Source organism: Sphingopyxis macrogoltabida (assembly GCF_001314325.1).
Lineage (GTDB): Bacteria > Pseudomonadota > Alphaproteobacteria > Sphingomonadales > Sphingomonadaceae > Sphingopyxis > Sphingopyxis macrogoltabida.
Window position 1 is genome coordinate 4,411,805 of sequence record NZ_CP009429.1, and the last position, 19,891, is coordinate 4,431,695.

Genomic DNA, 19,891 nt, shown 5'->3' on the forward strand with positions numbered 1-19,891 from the left:
GTATGGTTATATCCCTCGCTCCGTGCCGGACGGCGTCGCGCCGCGCCCAATCCGCGGCCTCGCCGTTCCATTCTTCCGGACGGGTTCCGGCGCAAACAGCATGATCTTCGGGTGCCGCCCGCCATGGCGACGAACAGGCGACCGGTCCCGCCGGTGATTTCCAGTCCCGGCGGGCGCTTCATGCCGGCTGTCCTTGGGCGGCCGGCCGACAAGCCTCATCGGCAAATGATCTCTTACTTTTTATCCATATCGTGCCCGGCGTGCGGATCGGGTTCGGGTTCTACGGGCTTCGGCGCTTCCTGCGCGGCCTTCGCTCGCGGCGGAACAGCAGGTTTTGCGGCAGGTTTGGAATTCTCCGCCGGCCTTGCTGCTTCTGTCGGTGCCGCTTCAGGGGCTGTTGGCGTCTTGTCGGCAGCCGGCGTGGTCTCGACCATTGCCGGGGCCTCACCGGCAGGGACTTCGCTTTGTTCCGGCGCCGTGTCGCTCTTCTGCGTAGGCTCGGCGCCGCATCCCGCCAGTGCGACCATCAGCGCTGCGGCGCTCGCGAGGGGAATATATCTCGTCATATCAATCTCCACTTGTCGTTCCGACAGCTCATGCGCGAAATTGCGCAACCTTGCCGTCGCCGGCGAACGCCATCACTTCGAAGGCGTCGGTGCTTCCATCCGGCATTTCCATGCCCGGAGATCCGCGCGGCATGCCAGGGACGGCGATCCCGCGAATGTCGCGCGGCTTGTCGCGAAGCAGCTTCGCGACATGTGGCATCGGCACATGACCTTCGATGGCATAGCCACCGACGATCGCGGTGTGACACGAAGCAAGCTCGTCGGGCACACCATATTGCGCCTTTACGGCAGGCATGTCGGAACGGTTCTCAACGGTCACCGTATAGCCCGCCGCGCGCGCAATATCCGCCCAGGCTTCACAGCATCCGCATTCGGGATCGCGATAGACGAGCATCTGCCGGATGTTCGCGGCATCGGCGCGGGGCTCGCGAGCCCCGCCGTCTTTGTCGCTGGTTGCCGCCGGTCCCGAGGAAGAATTGCATGCCGCAAGCCCCATCCCCGAGCCGACGGCAATCAGACCGAGAAGGTGACGGCGCGTCATCGGACTTTTCATGTCATTTCCTGGCAAGAATGGTTTTCATCTGTTCGATTTCGGCCGCCTGTCCCGCGATGATGCCACGGCAAAGCTGGCGTATTTCGGCATCCTTGAGGGACGCCTGTTCGCACATGAGGATCGCGCCCGAATGATGCGGGATCATCGAACGCAAGAAGGCCGTGTCGCCGATCGTCGTCTGCGTCCGGATGAGCGCGAAGCTCCCGAAGAAGGCGACTACCGATCCCAGCAGCAGGAGCGTGTTAAGGCGTTTCGACGGGAACATGCCCGGCATCGCGACGATCATCAGCACGACCATCGGCGAAACCATCATCAGCGTCATGTAGAGCATGTTGAGATTATTGTAGAAGCTCGAGAGGCGGTCGATCATGACGAACATCACCAGATACATGATGACGCCGCTGACGATTGTCTGCAGCCCGAGGCTGCGATAGGCTGGTTTCACGGCATTTCTCCTCGACGTGTCGCCACCCCGCGAAACTTCTAGGCCGTAAACTCATAAACTGACTTGCGCGGCGCGGGCGCGGTTGATTCAAGGCTTCGGGAAGGAGCTTTGGATGACGCGTCGTAGATTTGAACTGACCGATGATGAGTGGCTGGTGATCGAGCCGTTGTTGCCGAACAAGCCTCGCGGGGTTCCGCGTGTGGATGACCGGCGGGTCATCGACGGGATATTGTGGCGCTTTCGCACGGGCAGTCCTTGGGCTGATATTCCCGAGCGCTATGGCCCACATACCACCTGCTACAACCGTTTCGTGCGCTGGCGCAAAGCCGGTGTGTGGGACCGCCTTCTCGAAGCGGTGAGCCAAGCCTTCGACGGCGAGTTGGTCATGATCGACAGTTCTTCCATCCGGGTCCACCAGCACGGTGCGACCCTAAAAAGGGGGACCCAAATCGCTGCATGGGACGTTCCCGGGGCGGTTTGACAACCAAGATCCATGCCCTGGTTGATGGTCGCGGCCTGCCGATCCAACTGCATCTGTCCGAAGGCCAGGCGAGCGATTGCCGTGAGGCCGAGAGGCTGCTGGCCGCCGTGCCGAACGCCACCACCTTTCTCGCCGATAAGGCTTATGACAGCGATGCCATTCGCAGTCAGATCACCGCGCAGGGTGGCTTCGCCAACATCCCAGCCAAGCGCAATCGTCGCAAAGGCTTCGCGTTCAGCAGCTTCCTGTATCGCTACCGTAATCTGGTCGAGCGTTTCTTCGGGAAACTCAAAAACGCCAGAGGCTTGGCCACCAGATACGACAAACGAAGCGATAACTTCCTCGCTGCCATCAAGCTCTTCTGCACACGCCTATGGATCGCCGCTAATGAGTCTACGCCCTAGAACCAGGCCCGCACCCCCATCACGAAATTAACTCCGCTCGCATCCTCGCCCGCCGCGCGGGCGAAACGCGCGGTATCGCCGACCTTGCGTGCCCATTCGACGCCCACATAAGGCGCGAATTCCTTCACGACCTCGTAACGCAGGCGAAGCCCGAGCTCGAGATCCGAAAGCCCCGAACCGACGCCGGTCTCGGGCACGTCCTGCAGCGCGAAATTGACCTCCGCCATCGGCTGGAGGATCAGCTTCTGCGTGATGCGCTGGTCGTAATAACCTTCGAGCCGGGCGAGCAAGTCACCCTTGTTCGAAAGAAACAGCGCGCCTTCGACTTCGAACCAATAGGGCGCGAGCCCCTCGAAACCGATCGTCGCATAAGTGCGATCGGGACCGGGTCCGAGGTCCTGCCTGATACCCGCCTGCGCGTTGAAATAGGGTCCGATCGCCCGGCTGTAGAGCGCCTGTACCTCCGCGCCTTCGATGCCTTCACCGAACACGCCCTCGCCTTCGCTCTTGATCGTCAGCCGGTTGATGTCGCCGCCGTACCAAGCCTCACCGTCCCAGCGGAACCCGTCGCGGCCCTTGCGCGCCTGATATTCGGCAAGATTGAAGCTGATGAAAGCGATGGTCTGCGCGCCATTCTCTTTCATCATATCGTGGCGCGAATGCTCCATTTCGGCTTTGGGGTAGATGCGATCGGCATACCAGTCGCCAGGAGGCGCGGGTGCGGCGGCATCGCCTGGCGGCAAGTCGGTGCCGCTGGCGCCGCTCGTCGTCGCCATAGCTTCCATTCCGGCCATGGGATCCGGAGACCCGCCCTTCGGGGTGCAATGGCCCATTTTGGCATGTTCCGGCGGACAATCGGGATCGGACGGCGGCGGTGCGCCATGATCCATCGCACCCATGTCAGAAGCGCTCTTGTCAGAAGCCTTCGCCTCCGGCGTACAATGACCCATCGCGGCATGTTCGGGTAGGCAGCTTGAAGCTTCGGGCTCCATGTCCATGCCCTGCATGCTTCCATGGTTCATCTGCTCCATCGACCCTTCGGCCGGCGCTTCGGGCGCGGGCTGCGCTACCGGCGCGGGCGCTGGCGTTGGCGTTGGCGTTGGCGAGGGAGCGGGTGTCGGCGCGGGCACCGCACCATGCATCGAATGATCCATCGACTGCGCCGCGGCGGGCACAGCAAAGGTCAGCGGGGCGATACCCGCGAGGAGAAGCGCGATCCGGCTCATTCGCCGTCTCCCTTCGGACGGACGCTGACGACGCGCATCATCCCCGCGTGCATGTGATAGAGAAGGTGGCAATGGAACGCCCAGTCGCCGAGCGCGTCGGCGGTGAAATCGAAGCTCGCGACCCCGCCCGGCTGGACGAGCACCGTATGCTTGCGCGGCGAGCGATCGCCCTTGCCCGTAACCAGCTCGAAAAAATGGCCGTGGAGGTGGATCGGGTGGCTCATCATCGAATCGTTGATGAGGTTCACACGCACCCGCTCGCCCTCGATGAAGGGGATGGGTTCGTGATGGTCGGACATCTTCACGCCGTCGAACGACCACATGAAGCGTTCCATGTTGCCTGTCAGATGGATGTCGAGAGAGCGCGAGGCAGCGCGCACGTCAGGGTTGCGCTCGAGCGCCACCAGATCGTGGTACGTCAGCACCTTGTGCCCGACGTCTTCAAGTCCCTGCCCTGGCTCGCCCATGCGATCCATCGGCATCGGCGAGATCGTCTGGACGCTCGGGTCGCGCTTGACCTGCGGCGCGACACTGAAGTCGCGCATGCTGTGCTGCATGCCTCCGCCCGATCCATGATCCATGCCCGCCATCGCGCCGCTTTCTCCCGCTGGCGTGCAATGGCCCATCTTGGCATGTTCAGGGGGACAGGAAGGATCGCTCGCCGGCATGGGCATGGCGCCCATATCGCCACCCGAATGGTCCATACCCGCCATCGAGCCGCCCGACATGTCGCCCATGCCCATGTCCTTCATCGTCGCGAGTGGCCGCTCGCGGAGCGGCGGCACCTCGGCGACCATGCCGGCGCGCGGCGCGAGCGTCGCGCGTCCCATGCCCGAGCGGTCATTGGCCTCGGCAACGAGCGTATAAGCACGGTCCTCGACCGGGGTCACGATGACGTCGTAGGTCTCGGCAACCGCGATCTGGAACTCGTCGATCTCGGTCGGCACGACATTGAGCCCGTCAGCCTGGACGACGGTCATCCTGAGGCCCGGGATGCGGACGTTGAAGATCGTCATCGCCGACGCATTGACGATACGCAGGCGCACCCGCTCGCCCGGGCTGAAGAGCGCGGTCCAGTTGTCGCGCGGGCCGTGGCCGTTGACGAGGAAAGTGTAGGTCGAACCATTGACGTCAGCGACGTCGGTCGGGTCCATCCGCATGGCACCCCACTCGATCCGTTCCTTCAGCGACTGGTCCTTGCCAGCAAGGAGACCGCTCAGCGTCTGGCGCTGCATGTTGAAATGGCCGGGATTGACTTTGAGCTTGCGGAAGATCGCCTCGGGCGAAATCTGGCTGTGGTCGGAGAGTACAACGACATGCTCGCGATCATAGCCGATCGGGTCGGCGCCCGCGGGATCGATGACGATCGGGCCATAGTGGCCGAGTTGCTCCTGCAATCCCGAATGGCTGTGATACCAATAGGTCCCCGACTGAACGACCGGGAATTCATAGACAAAGGTCGAGCGCGGCTTGATGCCCGGGAAGCTGACGCCGGGCACGCCGTCCATCTGGAACGGCAGGATCAGGCCGTGCCAGTGGATCGAGCTTTCCTCGTCGAGATCGTTGACGACGGTCAGGCGCGCTGTCTGGCCTTCCTTCAGCCGGACGAGCGGCGCGGGCACGGTGCCGTTGATCCCGATTGCGCGGCTGACCTTGCCATCAATGCGCATCGTCTGGCGCGCGATGCGCAGCGTGATGTCGTTACCGGATACAGTCGGGAGGGGCGCGGTAATGCCGGACGACACCGGCTGGGCCCAGGCCGGGAACCATGCGGCCATCGCCGCAGCCGCCCCTCCGCCCAAAGCTCCACTGACGAACCGACGCCTTTCCATCTGCATATTCTTTCCGACCGTTACTGACTGTTCCTAAAGCTATACGCAGGCGGCACGGCTGCCCCTCAACAAAAATGCCGGACGATGAGGAGATGCCGCCTGAACGAGCGGTCGAACCGTCAACCCTCCGTACTCGCGGATGTTCCCGCGAGTAATTCCCGGAGCCTGGTCCGCGCTCGGTAGAGGCGAGTTTCGACCGTCTTCTCGCTGACGCGCAAAATGACCGCGGTTTCGGCCTGACTGACCTCGTCGACACCGCGCAGGAGCAAGACTTCGCGCAAATTCTGCGGCAGTTGATCGATCGCCCCGCGAACCTTGGCGAGCTCTCGCCTGTCGGTCGCCGCGGAATCGGGCGCAGGACCATCGCTTGCTACGTGATGCGCATTTTCGAGCGGGAGCGCGCGGGAGAAAAAGGCCCGCACCTTTCGCCGTCGTGCCCAGTCGCGACATTTGTTGAGCGCGATACGGGCGATCCATGTGCGGAAGGGACGATCGCCATCATAGCGATCGAGCGCCGAAAAACCGGAGACGAACGTCTCCTGCGTCAAATCCATCGCCTCGTCGGCATCGCCGATCTGCTTTACGATGAGCCGGTAGACACCCGTTTTATAACGGCGCAGCAACTCGCGATAGGCGTCCTCGCGGTGCGCGCGCGCAAACCCCGCCAGATCCTGGTCGCTACATTGCGATAGGTCGGCGCTCACCGCGCATCGGCGGTCAGCGCCTTGACCACGCTCTTGTCGAACATCTCCGCTTGATCGGGGTTGAGAACCCCGCGCATCGCGAAGAGATGCTGGAGCGTTTCCTTCTGCAATGTCCCCATCACCTCATGCGTCTCGTCGATCGCCTCGGTGACGCGCGGTCCATAGCCATGCTCGGCTTCGATCGCCTGCGCGAGCCGAACGTTGGCGGCGCGCATCTCGAGTTCAAGCGCCTGGCGGCGACCGGCGAAGTCGGCTTCGATCCGCTCGAGTTTCGTTTCCTGCTCCGGGGTCAGGTCAAGTTGACCGTGAAGAAGCGCATGAAGTTCGGTTTCGCTGGCTCTGGGCGCATCAGCCACCAGACGGCCGACGAACACGCCGGCAATCGCCGCGGCGAAAGCAATGAGCCCCACGAGAAGAAGACGGCGCGACGGCATCGTTACTGCACGCCCAGCAAGGTGGAAGGCGCCAATGCGCTAGGCGGACCGAACGGGGTAAGGGGACTTGCCGCGACCGCCGGCTGGGAAATCGCGCTCCCCGCAAAAAAACCGCCGCCAAGCGAGACAAAGGCCGCGAGCGCCATCAGGCGGCGCGTCGCTACCGCTTCGCGCCGGCGGATCGCCAATGCACCCATGATGCGATCGTCGAGCGCGTCGAGCGCTGCGGGCAGATCGATCCTGTTCAAAATGCGAAGCTCCTCATCCATCGATCGTCTCTTCAAACCTTTCCATCATTGTACATACGCGCCGAAGCGCTTCACCCCTCATACCGGAATATTATACCGGAATATTTGAGGGCCATGCCGATATCCTGCGTATTAGCAGGACAGACACGCATTTGGAGGTGTTCATGTTCAAGTCTCTTCTCCCCTCTGCAGCGGCGGCTTTCGCACTGCTTATCACGCCGGTCGCAGCGAGCGCTCACACCAAGCTCGTCAGCTCGACGCCGGCCGCCAATTCGACCGTTTCGAAGGTCACGTCGGTCAATCTGCAGTTCAACGAAAAGATCGTCGCCTCGACCCTCAAGACCGAGCTGGTCATGACCGGCATGCCCGACATGGCCAATCATGCACCGATGAAGGTGCCCTACTCGTCGATGATGGGCAAAGAGGGCAAGTCGGCGATGCTGATGCTCAAGCGGCCGCTGACGCCCGGAACCTACAAGGTCAAATGGTCGGCGGCCGGCGCCGATACCCATCGCATGGGTAGCGAATTCAGCTTCACCGTTAAGTAAAGCGGTGGGGGACCCCGTCCTGATCGGCATCAGGTTCGCACTTTATGCGGACCTGATGCTCATCGCTGGCCTTGCTGCGTTCCCGCTCTATGCGCTGACACGAAGCGAACGCCTTGCGCCGCAGTCGATGATGGCCTCGATCTGGCGCGCAGAGCGATGGCTCTGCGCCGCCGGACTGCTACTCTCCATCTTGGGGATGGGCGTGCTCGCGGCTTCGATGCAGGGTGTGGGGCTCCTCTCCCTGGAACTCCAGCCTTTCTGGGACCTTGTGCGCGAGACCGACGTCGGCACAGCTTGGGTCTACCGGAGCGCAGCGCTGCTGCTCGCGCTGGCAGTCGCGATCTGGATGGTCCGCTGGCCGACAACTTCGGCCGCCGTGCTCGCGGCCGCAGGCTCGGTGGCCGTCGCGAGTCTGGTCTGGTCCGGCCACGCCGGCGCGACCGAAGGCGCCGCAGGCACCGTGCACCGGATCAGCGACATCTTGCACCTAATCGCAGCCGCGGTCTGGATCGGCGCGATCGGCGCCTTCCTGATCCTGATCTCACCACGTCGCGTCCGCGAATGGCCGGGCGGACTCCAAATTGGGGCGCGAAGCCTCGATCAATTTTCGCGCGTCGGCACGATCTGCGTCCTCGTTATTGCCGCCACCGGTCTCATCAATAGCCAGATGATCGTCGGCGCCGAGAATCTCGGCCGGTCTCTCGGGTCACCTTATGGACAATTGCTCCTTGCCAAGCTCGCGCTGTTTGGACTGATGCTTGCGCTCGCGGCCGCCAATCGTTGGCGACTGACGCCTGCGCTCGCGGCGGCCGCCGCAGGCGACGATGCAGAAAGCGTCGATTCCGATCCAGATGCAGCGCTCGCGGCTATGCGCAGGAGCCTGATCATCGAAGCATCGGCCGCGCTCGCCATACTCGCGCTGGTTGCCTGGTTCGGGACGCTCGAGCCGTTCGTCGTCGCCGATCCGGTTTGACGCCCAACACCGCCTCCTGGTCGGGTTCGATCATGCTCGGGACCGGCTGGGCATTGATCGATGCGCGCATCGGGATCAGCCGTCCCCATAGCCATGTGGCGCATCAGATCAGCCTCGCCGTCGAACGCGACCTCAAAATTTCCGGCGACGTCGACATGATAGTCCCTGCCGGGCAAGGCGTCGCCATAGCGTCGCATGTCCGGCACCGCTTGGGGCCGCCGGGCGCCCTCGTGCGGTCATTCTATCTCGATCCGCTTTTTCGTGCCGATGCGCGCCTGTCCGTTGGATCGGTGCCTGTCCTGTTGACGCCGGCGGAGTTGGCCGGCCTCGATGGGATCGCAAGCGGCGCGGACGCGAAGCGCTGGGCGTCCGACTATCTCGACCGGTCGCAGGCGCGTCCGGTGGATGCACGCCTGTCCGAGGCGCTCGCGGCCCCTGATGATTTGTCGAGTGCCCGCGCCTTGGCCGACGTTGCCTGCCTCTCACCCTCGCGCCTGCGCGAAATCGTCAGCCGCGACTTCGGCGTGCCTCCGGCCAAATTGCTGCAATGGCTCCAGCTTCAACGCGCAGTGCGGGCGCTGGTCGGCGGCGGAGGTCTCGCCGACGCCGCGGCGGCAGGAGGCTTTGCCGATCAGTCGCACTTCACGCGCCGCTGCGCCCAATGGCTCGGAGTGACGCCTTCGGCTGGCCTCAGCGCCTTCGCGTTCGAAATCGTGCCCTGAGCCGGATGCGCCTCGCACCGCGTCGCCCCGGCGAAACATTCAAGACCGCCGCGCCTGTTTGCCCTTAAGCGTCTCGTCGAGACCGGCGATTGCGGCCGCAATCCGGCGGCAAGCCAAAGCGTCGAAAGGAGACGGTCATGCCCGACCCGACACCCGTAGCCAGATCCTATACGCCAGCGGCAGGCTATCACATCCTGACGCCCCTTTATGATTTCGGCGTCGCGGTGACGACGCGTGAGCGCGTGTGGCGCGACCGTCTCGTTCGCTATATGGCGCTCGGCGAGGGTGACGTCATTCTCGATATCGGCTCGGGTACGGGAAATCTCGCGCTGGCGATCGCTCGCCATAGCCGGGACGTCCGCTATCTTGGTTTCGACCCCGACGAGGCCGCGACGCGAATTGCCCGAACGAAGACCGCGCAGATTGTTCCACCGCCGGAGTTTCGAGTTGGCTTTTTCGCGGCTTCGGCGATCGATGACTGGCCCTCGCCTTCCAAGATTGCGATCTGCCTCGTCCTTCATCAGGTCGGGCTTAAGGAAAAGGCACGTCTGCTACGCGAGGCCCGGCAGGTGCTCGCGCCGGGCGGCAAACTCTATGTCGCCGACTATGGGGAACAGCGCGGCCGCCTCATGCGGTTGCTGTTCCGCCTGACGATCCAGCAGCTCGACGGCGTCCAGGACACCCAACCCAACGCCGATGGATTGCTCCCGGTGCTGATGAGAGAGGCAGGCTTCTGCGATGTTCGCGAACTTGAGACGTTCCGCACGCCAACCGGTGCGATCGCGATCATCGAGGCCCGAAAGCCTGGGACCTGACGGTACGGGGCAAAGAAAATCCAAGGGATAACCGCTCTTCTTGCGTATCGATAGAAGCGGCTCCATTCTGGAACCGCCGGGAACGACGCCAGCGGCGAACTCGACCGGTAGCGTTTGGACCGCCCCGCGGCGAGGCGGGCATCCGACACATACGGGAGCGGCGGCGATGCACGATCATCAGGGCGCAGAAAAAGGCAGCGGGAGCACGACCGATCCCGTTTGCGGCATGATGGTCGATCCGGCCACCACACCTCACACCGCGACGCATAGCGGCAAGCATCACTATTTCTGCAGCGCGGACTGCCTCGCCAAATTCGAGGCCGATCCCGATCTTTATGCCGCAAAACGCGAGCCCGCCGCAGCCGATGCACCCGAAGGCGCCATCTGGACCTGCCCGATGCATCCCGAAATCCAGCGCCCCGGCCCTGGAAGCTGCCCGATCTGCGGCATGGCACTCGAGCCCATCATGCCAGCCGCATCGGACGGCCCAAGCGAAGAATATCGCGACATGCGGCGGCGCTTCTGGATCGGACTCCTTCTCGCCCTTCCCGTGGTCGCGCTCGAAATGGGCGGCCATCTGACGGGTCTCCACCAATATGTCGGTCGCCAGACGAGCAACTGGATCCAGATGCTGCTCGCGACCCCCGTCGTTCTATGGGCGGGCTGGCCCTTCTTCGAGCGCGCCTGGCTCTCGGTCCGCAACAAGAGCCTCAACATGTTCACTCTCATTGCGATGGGGACGGGGGTCGCGTGGGGCTACAGCATGATCGCGGCGATCGCCCCGCAAATCTTTCCGGCCGCCTTCCGCGCCGCCGACGGCTCCGTCGCGGTCTATTTCGAGGCCGCCGCGGTCATCACGGTGCTGGTGCTGCTCGGGCAGGTGCTCGAACTCAGGGCGCGCGAGACGACGAGCGGCGCGATCCGTGCGCTTCTGGACCTCACGCCCAAGCTTGCCCGCCGCGTCCGCAGCGATGGAAGCGACGAGGAGGTAGCGCTCGAGGAAGTCGCGGTCGGCGACATGCTGCGCATCCGTCCGGGCGAAAAAGTCCCGGTCGATGGCATCGTCGTAGAAGGCCGCGGCACGGTCGACGAATCGATGGTTACGGGCGAATCGATGCCAGTCACCAAGGAGGCCGGCGCGGCGCTGATCGGCGGAACGATCAACCAGACGGGCGGCCTGCTCATGCGCAGCGAGAAGGTCGGGCGCGACACGATGCTCGCGCGGATCGTACAGATGGTCGCCGATGCGCAGCGCAGCCGCGCGCCGATCCAGCGTCTCGCTGATACCGTTTCGGGCTGGTTCGTGCCCGGCGTCATAGTGGTTGCTATTGTCGCTTTCATCGTCTGGTCGCTTCTCGGCCCCTCGCCCGCCATGGCCTATGGCCTCATCGCCGCCGTCTCGGTGCTCATCATCGCCTGCCCGTGCGCGCTCGGCCTTGCGACGCCGATGTCGATCATGGTCGGCGTGGGGCGCGGCGCCGAAGCCGGCGTGCTGATCAAGAATGCCGAGGCGCTTGAACGGATGGAAAAGGTTGACACGCTCGTCGTCGACAAGACCGGGACGCTGACCGAAGGCCGGCCCTCGGTCGTCGCCATCGAAGTCGCCGACGGCTTCGAAGAGCAGGATCTGCTCCGGATTGCCGCGAGCCTTGAGCGCAGCAGCGAACATCCATTGGCCGCCGCGATCGTCAAGGCGGCCGAAGACCGCGGCCTCGCGCTCGTCGAGCCATCGGGCGTCGACCAGCCGGTCGGCAAGGGCATCGTCGGGGTCGTCGATAAAAAGGCGATCGTCCTCGGCAATGCGAACTTTCTCGAAGAATATGACGTCGATCTGGGCACGCTCACCGAGGCGGCGGACCGGCTTCGCGGAGACGGCGCAACGGCGATCTACATCGCGGTCAACGGCAAGGCGGCCGGCGTCATCGCCATCGCCGATCCAGTCAAGGAGACGACGGGCGCGGCACTCGCGGCGCTGCGCGAAGCCGGAATCAAGGTCATCATGCTCACCGGCGACAATCGCGTCACCGCGGAAGCCATCGCGCGGCGCCTCGGCATCGACGACGTTGAGGCCGATGTCCTCCCCGACCAGAAGAGCGCGGTCGTCCAGCGGCTGCGCGAAGAGGGCCGGATCGTCGCGATGGCCGGCGACGGGGTCAACGACGCCCCCGCGCTCGCCGCCGCCGACGTCGGCATCGCGATGGGCTCGGGAACCGACGTCGCCATCGAAAGCGCGGGTGTGACGCTGCTGCGCGGTGATCTGCTGGGCATCGTGCGCGCGCGGCATCTCAGCCATGCGACGATGGCGAACATCCGTCAGAATCTCTTCTTTGCTTTCGCCTATAATGTCGCCGGGATTCCGGTCGCAGCGGGTGTGCTCTATCCGGTCTTCGGGCTGCTCTTGTCGCCGATCATCGCCGCCGCCGCGATGGCGCTCTCGTCGGTGAGCGTCATCGCCAATTCGCTGCGGCTCCGGTTCGTGAAAATCTGATCGAAGCATCACGGCGGACGGATGCCGCCAGCGTACAGAAAGGGAGAATAGGGATGAGAGGTATCAAACAGGCGATGTTCGGGCTGGCGCTGGTCATCGCGGTTCCCGCCCACGCGGTGCCAACCCCTGATTATCAGGCGGCGACGGCGACGCTGGCGCAATATAAGCAGGCGATCGAGAGCCGCGACCTGTCGGGCGTCGAAGCCTTGTTCGCGCCCGACGCCCAGATCTTCGAGTCGGGCGGTGTCGAAGGAAATTTCGTCCATTATCGCGACCACCACCTCGCGCCCGAGCTCAAGGCGTTCAAGTCCTTCGCCTTCAAGGGCTATAAGGTTTCGGTGCGGGGCGAAGGCGAGGTTGCGATCGCGACCGAGACCTATTCCTACACGATCATACTCGCGAGTGGCGAAACGGTCGAACGCGATGGCGTTGCGACGAGCGTACTCAAATGGACAGACGGCAAATGGCGGATCATCAACCTGCACAGTTCTTCGCGCAAACCGAAGTCCTGATGGTGGCAGGCGGGACAGGGATTATCTGGCCCGGGTGTAACCGCGGCGGGGCTACCCGCGAACAGCTCGGCGGTCCAGGCGCCGCAATTTCAGTTTGACGCCAAGACTGACAAGGAACATGCTTCGACCGTGAAACGCTGGCTTTCTCTGCTGCTGCTCTTCGGAGCTGTGCTGGGCCTTCTGGCCCAGGAAGCTGCGTTCGCGTCGGCGCCGGCAATGCCTATCGCGGACACCGCGATTGCGGCCTCAGCCATGAGTGACGAATGCGCGGAAATGATGGGCATCGAAAAGTCACAGAACAAAGAGCCCTGCCAAGGCCTCACGCTCGACTGCATCGCGAAGATGGGCTGCGCGCTTCCGCCCGCCGTCGTATCGCCGGCCACGCCGATCGAGGCGAAAGCGCATGTCCCGGGCTTGCTAGATCCGCTTCCTGTCCGGCGGCTCGCTGGCAGAACATTCGGTCCCGAACCTGACCCACCCCTAGTCCTCGGCTGAACTGCACGATGCGCGCCGACTGTTTCGGCGTGTTCCCAAGCTTTTCAACCGAGGAATTCGACATGAAACCGATTTTTGCCGTTGCCGCGCTCGCGGCAGCAACGCTTGCCGCTCCCGTTTTCGCACAGGAAGCACCGGGCGGCCATTATGAATGGCAGACCCGCCAGGTGCCGGGACCGAACAAGTCCAATACCAGCTCGCGGGTCCGCGTCTGGGTGAAGGACAAGTCCGCCCAGATGGCCAACTGCGACTGCGACATGATGAAGGCCGATCCGGCCGATTGCATGAAAAAAATGACCGGCAGCCACATGGCGCACCCCGCGGCGTAATATCTCCATCCCCGGCGCCTATGCGCCGGGGATGGCCTCGCCCGATTCAAAAAGGGGGAAATCATGCGCCTTTTCTTTGCGGCAGCCGTGCTTGCGCTGCCCACGGCCCTGCACACCGAACCCATGTCGCTCGATGATGCGCTTCGACTGGCGGAAACGCGAGCGCCCGAATTACAAGCCCGAGAAGCCGGGCTCGATGCCGCCCAATCGGCGGCGATCGCCGCCGACCGGCTGCCAGACCCGAAACTCAATATCGTCCTGCAGGATTTCCCTGTCACCGGTCCCGACGCGGGCCGGCTCAACCGCGACGACTTCACGATGCAGGTCATCGGCATCAGTCAGGATTTCCCGAACCCCGCCAAGCGACGCGCGCGCGCGACGCGCGCGCAGGCCGACATCGGAATCGCCCGCGCCGACGAGGCAGTTACCGCGCAGGACGTCCGGCTCGCGACGGCGCTCGCGTGGGTCGATCTCTTCTATGCCAAGAAGCGGCTGAAGGAACTCGAGATGCTAGACGCCGGTCTTGGGGATCTGCAAGCGACCGTGACCGCGCGGCTCGCGAGTGGTGCGGCACGCCCGGCGCAGGCGCTCGAACCCGAACAGCTTCGCGCGGCGGTCAGCGATCGCCGCAGCGCGCTCGCCGCCGAAATCACCCGGGCAAGGGCGCAGCTTGCGCGATTCACGGGCGATCCGGCCGCCGACACGGCGGGCGACCCGCCGCCGCCGATGGTAAACGAAATCGCGCTGCGCGCCGGCATCGACGCCTTGCCGCGGCTGCGCGCGCTCGATGCGCGCGCGCTTGCGGCTGACGCCGAAACGGGCCTCGCGCGCGCCGACAAGCGTCCCGACTGGAGCGTCAATGCGGCCTATGGGCGGCGCGAACCCAATTATGGCGACCTCGTCACGCTTGGCGTCACGATCGACCTGCCCTTCTTCTCGAAGAAGCGGCAGGACCCGAAGATCGCGGCGCGCGCCAGCGAAGCGACGCGCGCGCGCCTCGACCGCGAAGCGGCGAAGCGCGACATCGCCGCGGCGCTCGACGCCGATCTCGCCGACCATCGCATGCATCACGAGCAGCTTGGCAATGCACGGTCGCGGTTGGTCCCGCTTGCAAAGAAGCGCGCCGAACTTGACCTCGCCAGTTACGCCGCCGGGAAGCTCGACCTCGGAACCGCGCTGCTCTCGACGCTCGCGCTGGCCGAAGCCGAAGTCGATGCGCTCGCGCGCGAAGCCGACGTCGCGCGCGACGCGATCCGGATCAATTATATCTATGGGGAGACAGGGCGATGACCGATGCGACATCAGCGGCGCGGTGGCGCGCCGGGATTTTGGCTGCCGTGCTGATCGCGGGCGGCGGGGGATATTGGCTGGGACAGCGCGGGGACGGTCAGGCGCCGGCCGAAGCCACGGCCGGCGGCCGCAAAATCCTCTATTATTACGACCCGATGTTCCCGAACCAGAAGTTCGACAAGCCCGGCAAGTCGCCCTTCATGGATATGCAGCTCGAGCCCAAATATGCCGATGAAGCGGGTGGTTCTGGCACCGGCCCCGGCATAACGGTCGACCCGGCCGCGCGGCAGAGCCTCGGAATCCGCGTGGTCGCGGCCGAAATGGGCAGCCTCGCCGCGACCTTCAACGTCAATGGCAGTGTCGATTTCAACCAGCGCGATGTCGCGATCGTCCAGGCGCGCTCGGGCGGCTTCGTCGAGCGCGTCTATCGCCTCGCGCCCGGCGACGTCATCGGCGCCGGCACCCCGATCGCCGACCTGCAATTGCCCGAATGGGGCGGTGCGCAGACCGAATATCTGAGCGTCAAGAAGCTCGGACGCCCCGACCTCACCGCGGCGGCGCGGCAGCGGCTGCGGCTGATGGGCATGCCCGAAGGCGTGATAACCGAAGTCGATCGGACGGGGCGCACCGGCGGCCGGATGACTGTCCGCGCGCCGATCGGAGGGGTTGTCCAGGCGCTGAATGCGCGGGCGGGCGTTACGCTCGCCGCTGGGCAGACGCTCGCCGAAATCTCCGGGCTCGGCACCGTCTGGCTCAATGCCGCGCTCCCCGAAGCGCAGGCGGGGCTCGTGCAGGTCGGCCAGCGCGCGACCGCGAAGCTCACCGCCTTTCCGGGCGAGCCATTCGCCGGCAAAGTCGTCGCGATCCTCCCGGCCGCGGCGGCGGACACCAGGACGCTGACCGTGCGCATCGAACTCGCCAACCGCGGCGGACGCCTGCGCCCCGGCATGTTCGCCAGCGTCGCGCTCGGCGGCGATGCCAAGCCGGCGCTGCTGGTGCCGAGCGAAGCAGTGATCCGCACCGGCACGCGCAGCATCGTGATGCTCGAGCGGGGCGATGGCCGGTATCACCCGGCCGAAGTGCTCGCTGGGCGCGAAGGCGGCGGAAAGACCGAGATATTGCGCGGTCTCGCGCCCGGCGAGAAGGTCGTCGCGTCGGGCCAGTTCCTGCTCGATTCCGAGGCGAGCCTGACCGGCCTTGCGGTTCGGCCGCTGGATGCCGCGCAATGATTGCAAAGATCATCCGCGCCTCGGTTGCGGCGCGCGGCCTCGTCGTCGCGGCCGCCCTCATCCTCACCTTGCTCGGCATCGCCGCGGTGCGGACGACACCGGTCGATGCGCTCCCCGACCTGTCGGACGTGCAGGTCATCATCCGCACGACTTATGCGGGCCAGGCGCCGCGGATCGTCGAGGACCAGGTCACCTATCCGATCACGACGACGATGCTCTCGGTGCCCGGCGCGCGCGTCGTGCGCGGCTATAGCTTCGTCGGCGACAGCTTCGTCTATGTGCTGTTCGACGACGGCACCGACCCCTATTGGGCGCGCAGCCGCGTGCTCGAATATCTGAGTCAGGTGCAAAGCCGCCTCCCCGAGGGGGCGCGGGCGAGCCTTGGCCCCGACGCAACGGGCGTCGGCTGGATCTATGAATATGCGCTCGTCGACAAGAGCGGCCGCCACGATCTCGCCGAGCTGCGCAGCCTCCAGGACTGGTTCCTGCGCTTCGAACTCAAGTCGGTCCCCGGCGTCGCCGAGGTCGCGAGCATCGGCGGCATGGTGCGCCAATATCAGATCATCGTCGATCCGCAGAAACTTGCCGCCTTCGGCGTGACGGCGCCGGAGGTGGCGGACGCGCTCAAGCGCGCCAATCAGGAAAGCGGCGGCGGCAGCCTCGAACTCGCCGAGGCCGAATATATCGTCCGCGCGAGCGGCTATCTCAAATCGCTCGACGACTTCCGCGCGGTCCCGATCCGCACGGCCGGCAGCGGGATCCCGGTGACGGTTGGCGACGTCGCGACGGTCCAGATCGGCCCCGACACGCGGCGCGGCATCGCCGAACTCAATGGCGAGGGCGAAGTCGCGGGCGGCGTCATCGTGATGCGCGAAGGCAAGAATGCCCGCGAAGTCATCGACGGCGTGCGCGCCAAGCTCGCCGAGCTCAAGCGCAGCCTGCCACCCGGGGTCGAGATCGTCACCACCTATGACCGCTCGGGACTGATCGACCGCGCGGTCGACAATCTGACCTCGAAGCTCGTCGAGGAGTTCATCATTGTCGGGCTCGTCTGCGCGCTCTTCCTCTGGCACGCGCGCTCGGCGCTGGTGGCCATCCTGACGCTGCCGCTCGGCATCCTCATCGCCTTCATCATCATGCGGCTGCAAGGTCTCAACGCCAACATCCTCTCGCTTGGCGGGATTGCGATCGCGGTCGGCGCGATGGTCGATGCCGCGGTGGTGATGATCGAGAATGCCCACAAGCATCTCGAACATTGGGAGCGCGATCATCCCGGCGAGGAATTGAAGGGCGCCGAGCGCTGGCGCGTGATCACCGACGCCGCCGCCGAAGTCGGGCCGGCGCTCTTCCTCAGCCTCCTCATCATCACCTTCTCTTTCATCCCGATCTTCACGCTCGAGGGCCAGGAAGGGCGGCTCTTCGCGCCGCTCGCCTTCACCAAAACCTATGCGATGGCCGCGGCGGCGATACTCTCGATCACGCTGGTTCCGGTACTGATGGGCTGGCTGATCCGCGGCCGGATTCCCGCCGAACAGGCTAATCCGATCAATCGCTGGCTGACCCACGCCTATCGGCCGGCACTCAACTGGGTGCTGGCCCGCCCCAAAAAGGCGCTCGCGATCGCCGGCGTCGTCTTCGCCACCAGCCTGTGGCCGATGATCCAGATCGGCGGCGAGTTCATGCCGCAGATGCGCGAAGGCGACCTGCTCTACATGCCCTCGGCGCTTCCCGGCATCTCGGCGGCGCGCGCGTCGAGCCTGCTCCAGCAAACCGATCGGCTAATCAAGACGGTGCCCGAGGTCGAGAGCGTGTTCGGCAAGGCAGGGCGCGCCGACACCGCGACCGACCCGGCGCCCCTAGAGATGTTCGAAACGACGATCCGCTTCAAACCGAAAGAGCAATGGCGTCCCGGCATGACCGAGGAAAAGCTGGTCGAGGAACTCGATGCGCGCGTCCGCGTTCCGGGGCTCGCCAATTTCTGGATTCCCCCGATCCGCAACCGCATCGATATGCTCGCGACCGGGATCAAGAGCCCGGTGGGCATCAAGGTCGCGGGATCTGACCTCGCCGAGATTGATCGCACCGCCAAGCGCATCGAAACTGTCGTCAAGACCGTGCCCGGCGTCGCGTCGGCGCTGGCCGAGCGCCTGACCGGCGGCCGCTATATCGATGTCGACATCGATCGCGCCGCGGCGGCGCGCTACGGCCTCAATGTCGCCGACGTCCAGGAGATCGTCGCCGGCGCGATCGGCGGCGAGACGATCGGCCAGACCGTCGAGGGGCTCGCCCGCTATCCGATCAGCGTGCGCTATCCGCGCGAACTGCGCGACAGTATCGGCGAACTGGCCAGCCTTCCGGTCTTGACGCCTTCTCGCCAGCAGATAACGCTCGGCACCGTCGCCAGCGTCAAGGTCAGCGATGGCCCGCCAATGCTGCGCAGCGAAAATGCTCGCCCGGTGACTTTTATCTATGTCGATAGCCGGGGCCGCGACTTGCAGGGCCTGGTGCAGGACATCCAGCGGGCGATCGCGCGCGACGTCAATCTGCCTCCGGGCATCAGCATCTCCTACACCGGGCAGTTCGAGTTTCTCATCCGCGCGACCGAACGAATGAAGATAGTCATACCGGTCACGCTCGCGATCATCTTCGTCCTGCTTTATCTCACCTTCCGCCGCTGGGATGAGGCGTTGCTCATCATGGCGACCTTGCCCTTCGCGCTCACCGGGGGGCTCTGGCTGCTCTATCTGCTCGGCTACAACCAGTCGGTCGCAAGCGCGGTCGGGTTCATAGCGCTCGCGGGCGTCGCCGCCGAGTTCGGGGTCGTTATGCTCATCTATCTCAAGCATGCGCTCGCCGATCGCAGCGACGGCGACATATTGGCCGCGGTTCGCGAAGGCGCGCTGCTGCGTGTCCGGCCGAAGGCGATGACCGTCGCGGTCATCCTCGCCAGCCTTTTCCCGATCCTGGTCGGAACCGGCACCGGCTCGGAGGTGATGAGCCGTATCGCGGCGCCGATGATCGGCGGCATGCTGACCGCGCCGCTTTTGTCGATGCTCATCATTCCCGCCGCCTATCTGCTCATGCGGCGGCGCGCGGCACATCCCGTTCAACCAGAAGGAGAAAAGACATGAAGGCATCCATTGGTATCGCACTGAGTCTTGCGCTCAGCGTGGCACTTGCCGGCTGCGGCAAGCAAAGTGAGGCGCCCAAAGCCGACGAAAAGGCCGCTGCAGCGGCCAATGATGCCGGGACCATGGCGATGCCGGCTGAAACCAAGCATGGCAAAGGCACAGCAACCGTGACCGCAATCGATACGGCGAAGGGCCAGGTCACGCTCGATCATAGCGCGATCGTCGAACTCGAATGGCCTCCGATGACGATGGGCTTTGCGGCGAAACCGGACCTGCTCAAGGACATCAAGGTCGGCGACAAGGTCGCGTTCGAGCTCGATTGGGATGGCAAGGCTGGAACGATCACCAAGCTCGACAAGGCGCCATAAGAGACTCAGCATCGCGCGCGGAGATTCAGCCGAACACCGCGCGCGATCACTCACGTCCTTGCTCGAACCCAGGCGCGTCAGCGCGGAGCGACCGATCG

21 protein-coding genes are annotated in these 19,891 nt (G+C 64.7%); 13 read left to right on the forward strand and 8 right to left on the reverse strand.

Annotated elements, in window-relative coordinates; all coding sequences use genetic code 11:
• Positions 1-233: 233 nt before the first annotated feature.
• The 3 genes from LH19_RS28840 to LH19_RS21395 are packed head-to-tail and all read right to left on the reverse strand — an operon-like array spanning position 234 to position 1,510.
• On the reverse strand, positions 234-614 hold the full coding sequence (locus LH19_RS28840) for a hypothetical protein (RefSeq protein WP_145923556.1): 381 nt from the start codon (positions 612-614) through the stop codon (positions 234-236).
• Positions 595-1,119 carry a DUF411 domain-containing protein gene (locus LH19_RS21390; protein ID WP_054731757.1) on the reverse strand — a complete coding sequence of 175 codons (525 nt, stop codon included), beginning with the start codon at positions 1,117-1,119 and terminating at the stop codon, positions 595-597. Before LH19_RS21390 ends, LH19_RS28840 begins: the two co-directional genes overlap by 20 nt.
• Before the next feature lies 1 nt (position 1,120).
• On the reverse strand, positions 1,121-1,510 hold the full coding sequence (locus tag LH19_RS21395; protein ID WP_234716201.1) for a DUF305 domain-containing protein: 390 nt from the start codon (positions 1,508-1,510) through the stop codon (positions 1,121-1,123).
• A gap of 166 nt (positions 1,511-1,676) precedes the next feature.
• Here LH19_RS21395 and LH19_RS28175 point away from each other — a divergent pair.
• Positions 1,677-2,449, forward strand: a protein-coding gene (locus LH19_RS28175) for an IS5 family transposase (protein ID WP_145923346.1) whose coding sequence is annotated in 2 segments (ribosomal slippage) — positions 1,677-1,995 and positions 1,995-2,449 — 774 coding nt in all. Because the reading frame shifts where the segments join, the coding sequence is not laid out codon by codon here.
• Here LH19_RS28175 and LH19_RS21410 read toward each other — a convergent pair.
• From LH19_RS21410 to LH19_RS21430, 5 genes are all read right to left on the reverse strand, one after another.
• Positions 2,446-3,675, reverse strand: a complete 1,230-nt coding sequence (locus tag LH19_RS21410; protein WP_054731759.1) for a copper resistance protein B — start codon at positions 3,673-3,675, stop codon at positions 2,446-2,448. The two genes, LH19_RS28175 and LH19_RS21410, sit on opposite strands and share 4 nt — an antisense overlap.
• Entirely contained in the window at positions 3,672-5,507 is a 1,836-nt protein-coding gene (locus LH19_RS21415) for a copper resistance system multicopper oxidase (protein ID WP_381448614.1), read from the reverse strand. Before LH19_RS21415 ends, LH19_RS21410 begins: the two co-directional genes overlap by 4 nt.
• Before the next feature lie 119 nt (positions 5,508-5,626).
• Entirely contained in the window at positions 5,627-6,211 is a 585-nt protein-coding gene (locus tag LH19_RS21420; RefSeq protein ID WP_054731761.1) for an RNA polymerase sigma factor, read from the reverse strand.
• The gene (locus LH19_RS21425; protein ID WP_054731762.1) at positions 6,208-6,645 is read right to left on the reverse strand and encodes a periplasmic heavy metal sensor; all 438 of its coding nucleotides are present in this window, start codon (positions 6,643-6,645) and stop codon (positions 6,208-6,210) included. The genes LH19_RS21420 and LH19_RS21425 overlap by 4 nt, the downstream gene beginning before the upstream one ends.
• Positions 6,646-6,647: 2 nt before the next feature.
• A complete protein-coding gene (locus LH19_RS21430; RefSeq protein WP_054731763.1) occupies positions 6,648-6,914 on the reverse strand; it encodes a hypothetical protein in 267 nt (88 codons plus the stop codon).
• A 143-nt stretch (positions 6,915-7,057) separates the two neighbouring features.
• Between LH19_RS21430 and copC the strand changes: the two genes are divergently transcribed.
• The 12 genes from copC (at position 7,058) to LH19_RS21490 (ending at position 19,793) form a co-directional block, all read left to right on the forward strand.
• Positions 7,058-7,441, forward strand: a complete 384-nt coding sequence (copC, locus tag LH19_RS21435) for a copper homeostasis periplasmic binding protein CopC (RefSeq protein WP_054734089.1) — start codon at positions 7,058-7,060, stop codon at positions 7,439-7,441.
• Between the two features lie 4 nt (positions 7,442-7,445).
• Entirely contained in the window at positions 7,446-8,414 is a 969-nt protein-coding gene (copD, locus tag LH19_RS21440; protein WP_054731764.1) for a copper homeostasis membrane protein CopD, read from the forward strand.
• On the forward strand, positions 8,411-9,136 hold the full coding sequence (locus LH19_RS21445; RefSeq protein ID WP_234715993.1) for a helix-turn-helix domain-containing protein: 726 nt from the start codon (positions 8,411-8,413) through the stop codon (positions 9,134-9,136). Before copD ends, LH19_RS21445 begins: the two co-directional genes overlap by 4 nt.
• Positions 9,137-9,273: 137 nt before the next feature.
• Positions 9,274-9,951: a class I SAM-dependent methyltransferase gene (locus LH19_RS21450; RefSeq protein WP_054731765.1), complete on the forward strand. Its 678-nt coding sequence runs from the start codon at positions 9,274-9,276 to the stop codon at positions 9,949-9,951.
• A 166-nt stretch (positions 9,952-10,117) separates the two neighbouring features.
• On the forward strand, positions 10,118-12,439 hold the full coding sequence (locus LH19_RS21455; RefSeq protein ID WP_054731766.1) for a heavy metal translocating P-type ATPase: 2,322 nt from the start codon (positions 10,118-10,120) through the stop codon (positions 12,437-12,439).
• 53 nt (positions 12,440-12,492) lie between these two features.
• On the forward strand, positions 12,493-12,951 hold the full coding sequence (locus LH19_RS21460; protein ID WP_054731767.1) for a YybH family protein: 459 nt from the start codon (positions 12,493-12,495) through the stop codon (positions 12,949-12,951).
• 129 nt (positions 12,952-13,080) lie between these two features.
• Positions 13,081-13,446: a hypothetical protein gene (locus LH19_RS21465; RefSeq protein WP_054731768.1), complete on the forward strand. Its 366-nt coding sequence runs from the start codon at positions 13,081-13,083 to the stop codon at positions 13,444-13,446.
• 62 nt (positions 13,447-13,508) lie between these two features.
• Positions 13,509-13,775, forward strand: a complete 267-nt coding sequence (locus LH19_RS21470) for a hypothetical protein (protein ID WP_054734095.1) — start codon at positions 13,509-13,511, stop codon at positions 13,773-13,775.
• A gap of 63 nt (positions 13,776-13,838) precedes the next feature.
• Entirely contained in the window at positions 13,839-15,065 is a 1,227-nt protein-coding gene (locus LH19_RS21475; protein ID WP_054731769.1) for a TolC family protein, read from the forward strand.
• Positions 15,062-16,294: an efflux RND transporter periplasmic adaptor subunit gene (locus LH19_RS21480; RefSeq protein ID WP_054731770.1), complete on the forward strand. Its 1,233-nt coding sequence runs from the start codon at positions 15,062-15,064 to the stop codon at positions 16,292-16,294. The genes LH19_RS21475 and LH19_RS21480 overlap by 4 nt, the downstream gene beginning before the upstream one ends.
• Entirely contained in the window at positions 16,291-19,425 is a 3,135-nt protein-coding gene (locus LH19_RS21485) for an efflux RND transporter permease subunit (RefSeq protein WP_054731771.1), read from the forward strand. The genes LH19_RS21480 and LH19_RS21485 overlap by 4 nt, the downstream gene beginning before the upstream one ends.
• A complete protein-coding gene (locus LH19_RS21490) occupies positions 19,422-19,793 on the forward strand; it encodes a copper-binding protein (RefSeq protein WP_054731772.1) in 372 nt (123 codons plus the stop codon). Before LH19_RS21485 ends, LH19_RS21490 begins: the two co-directional genes overlap by 4 nt.
• Positions 19,794-19,891: the final 98 nt, after the last annotated feature.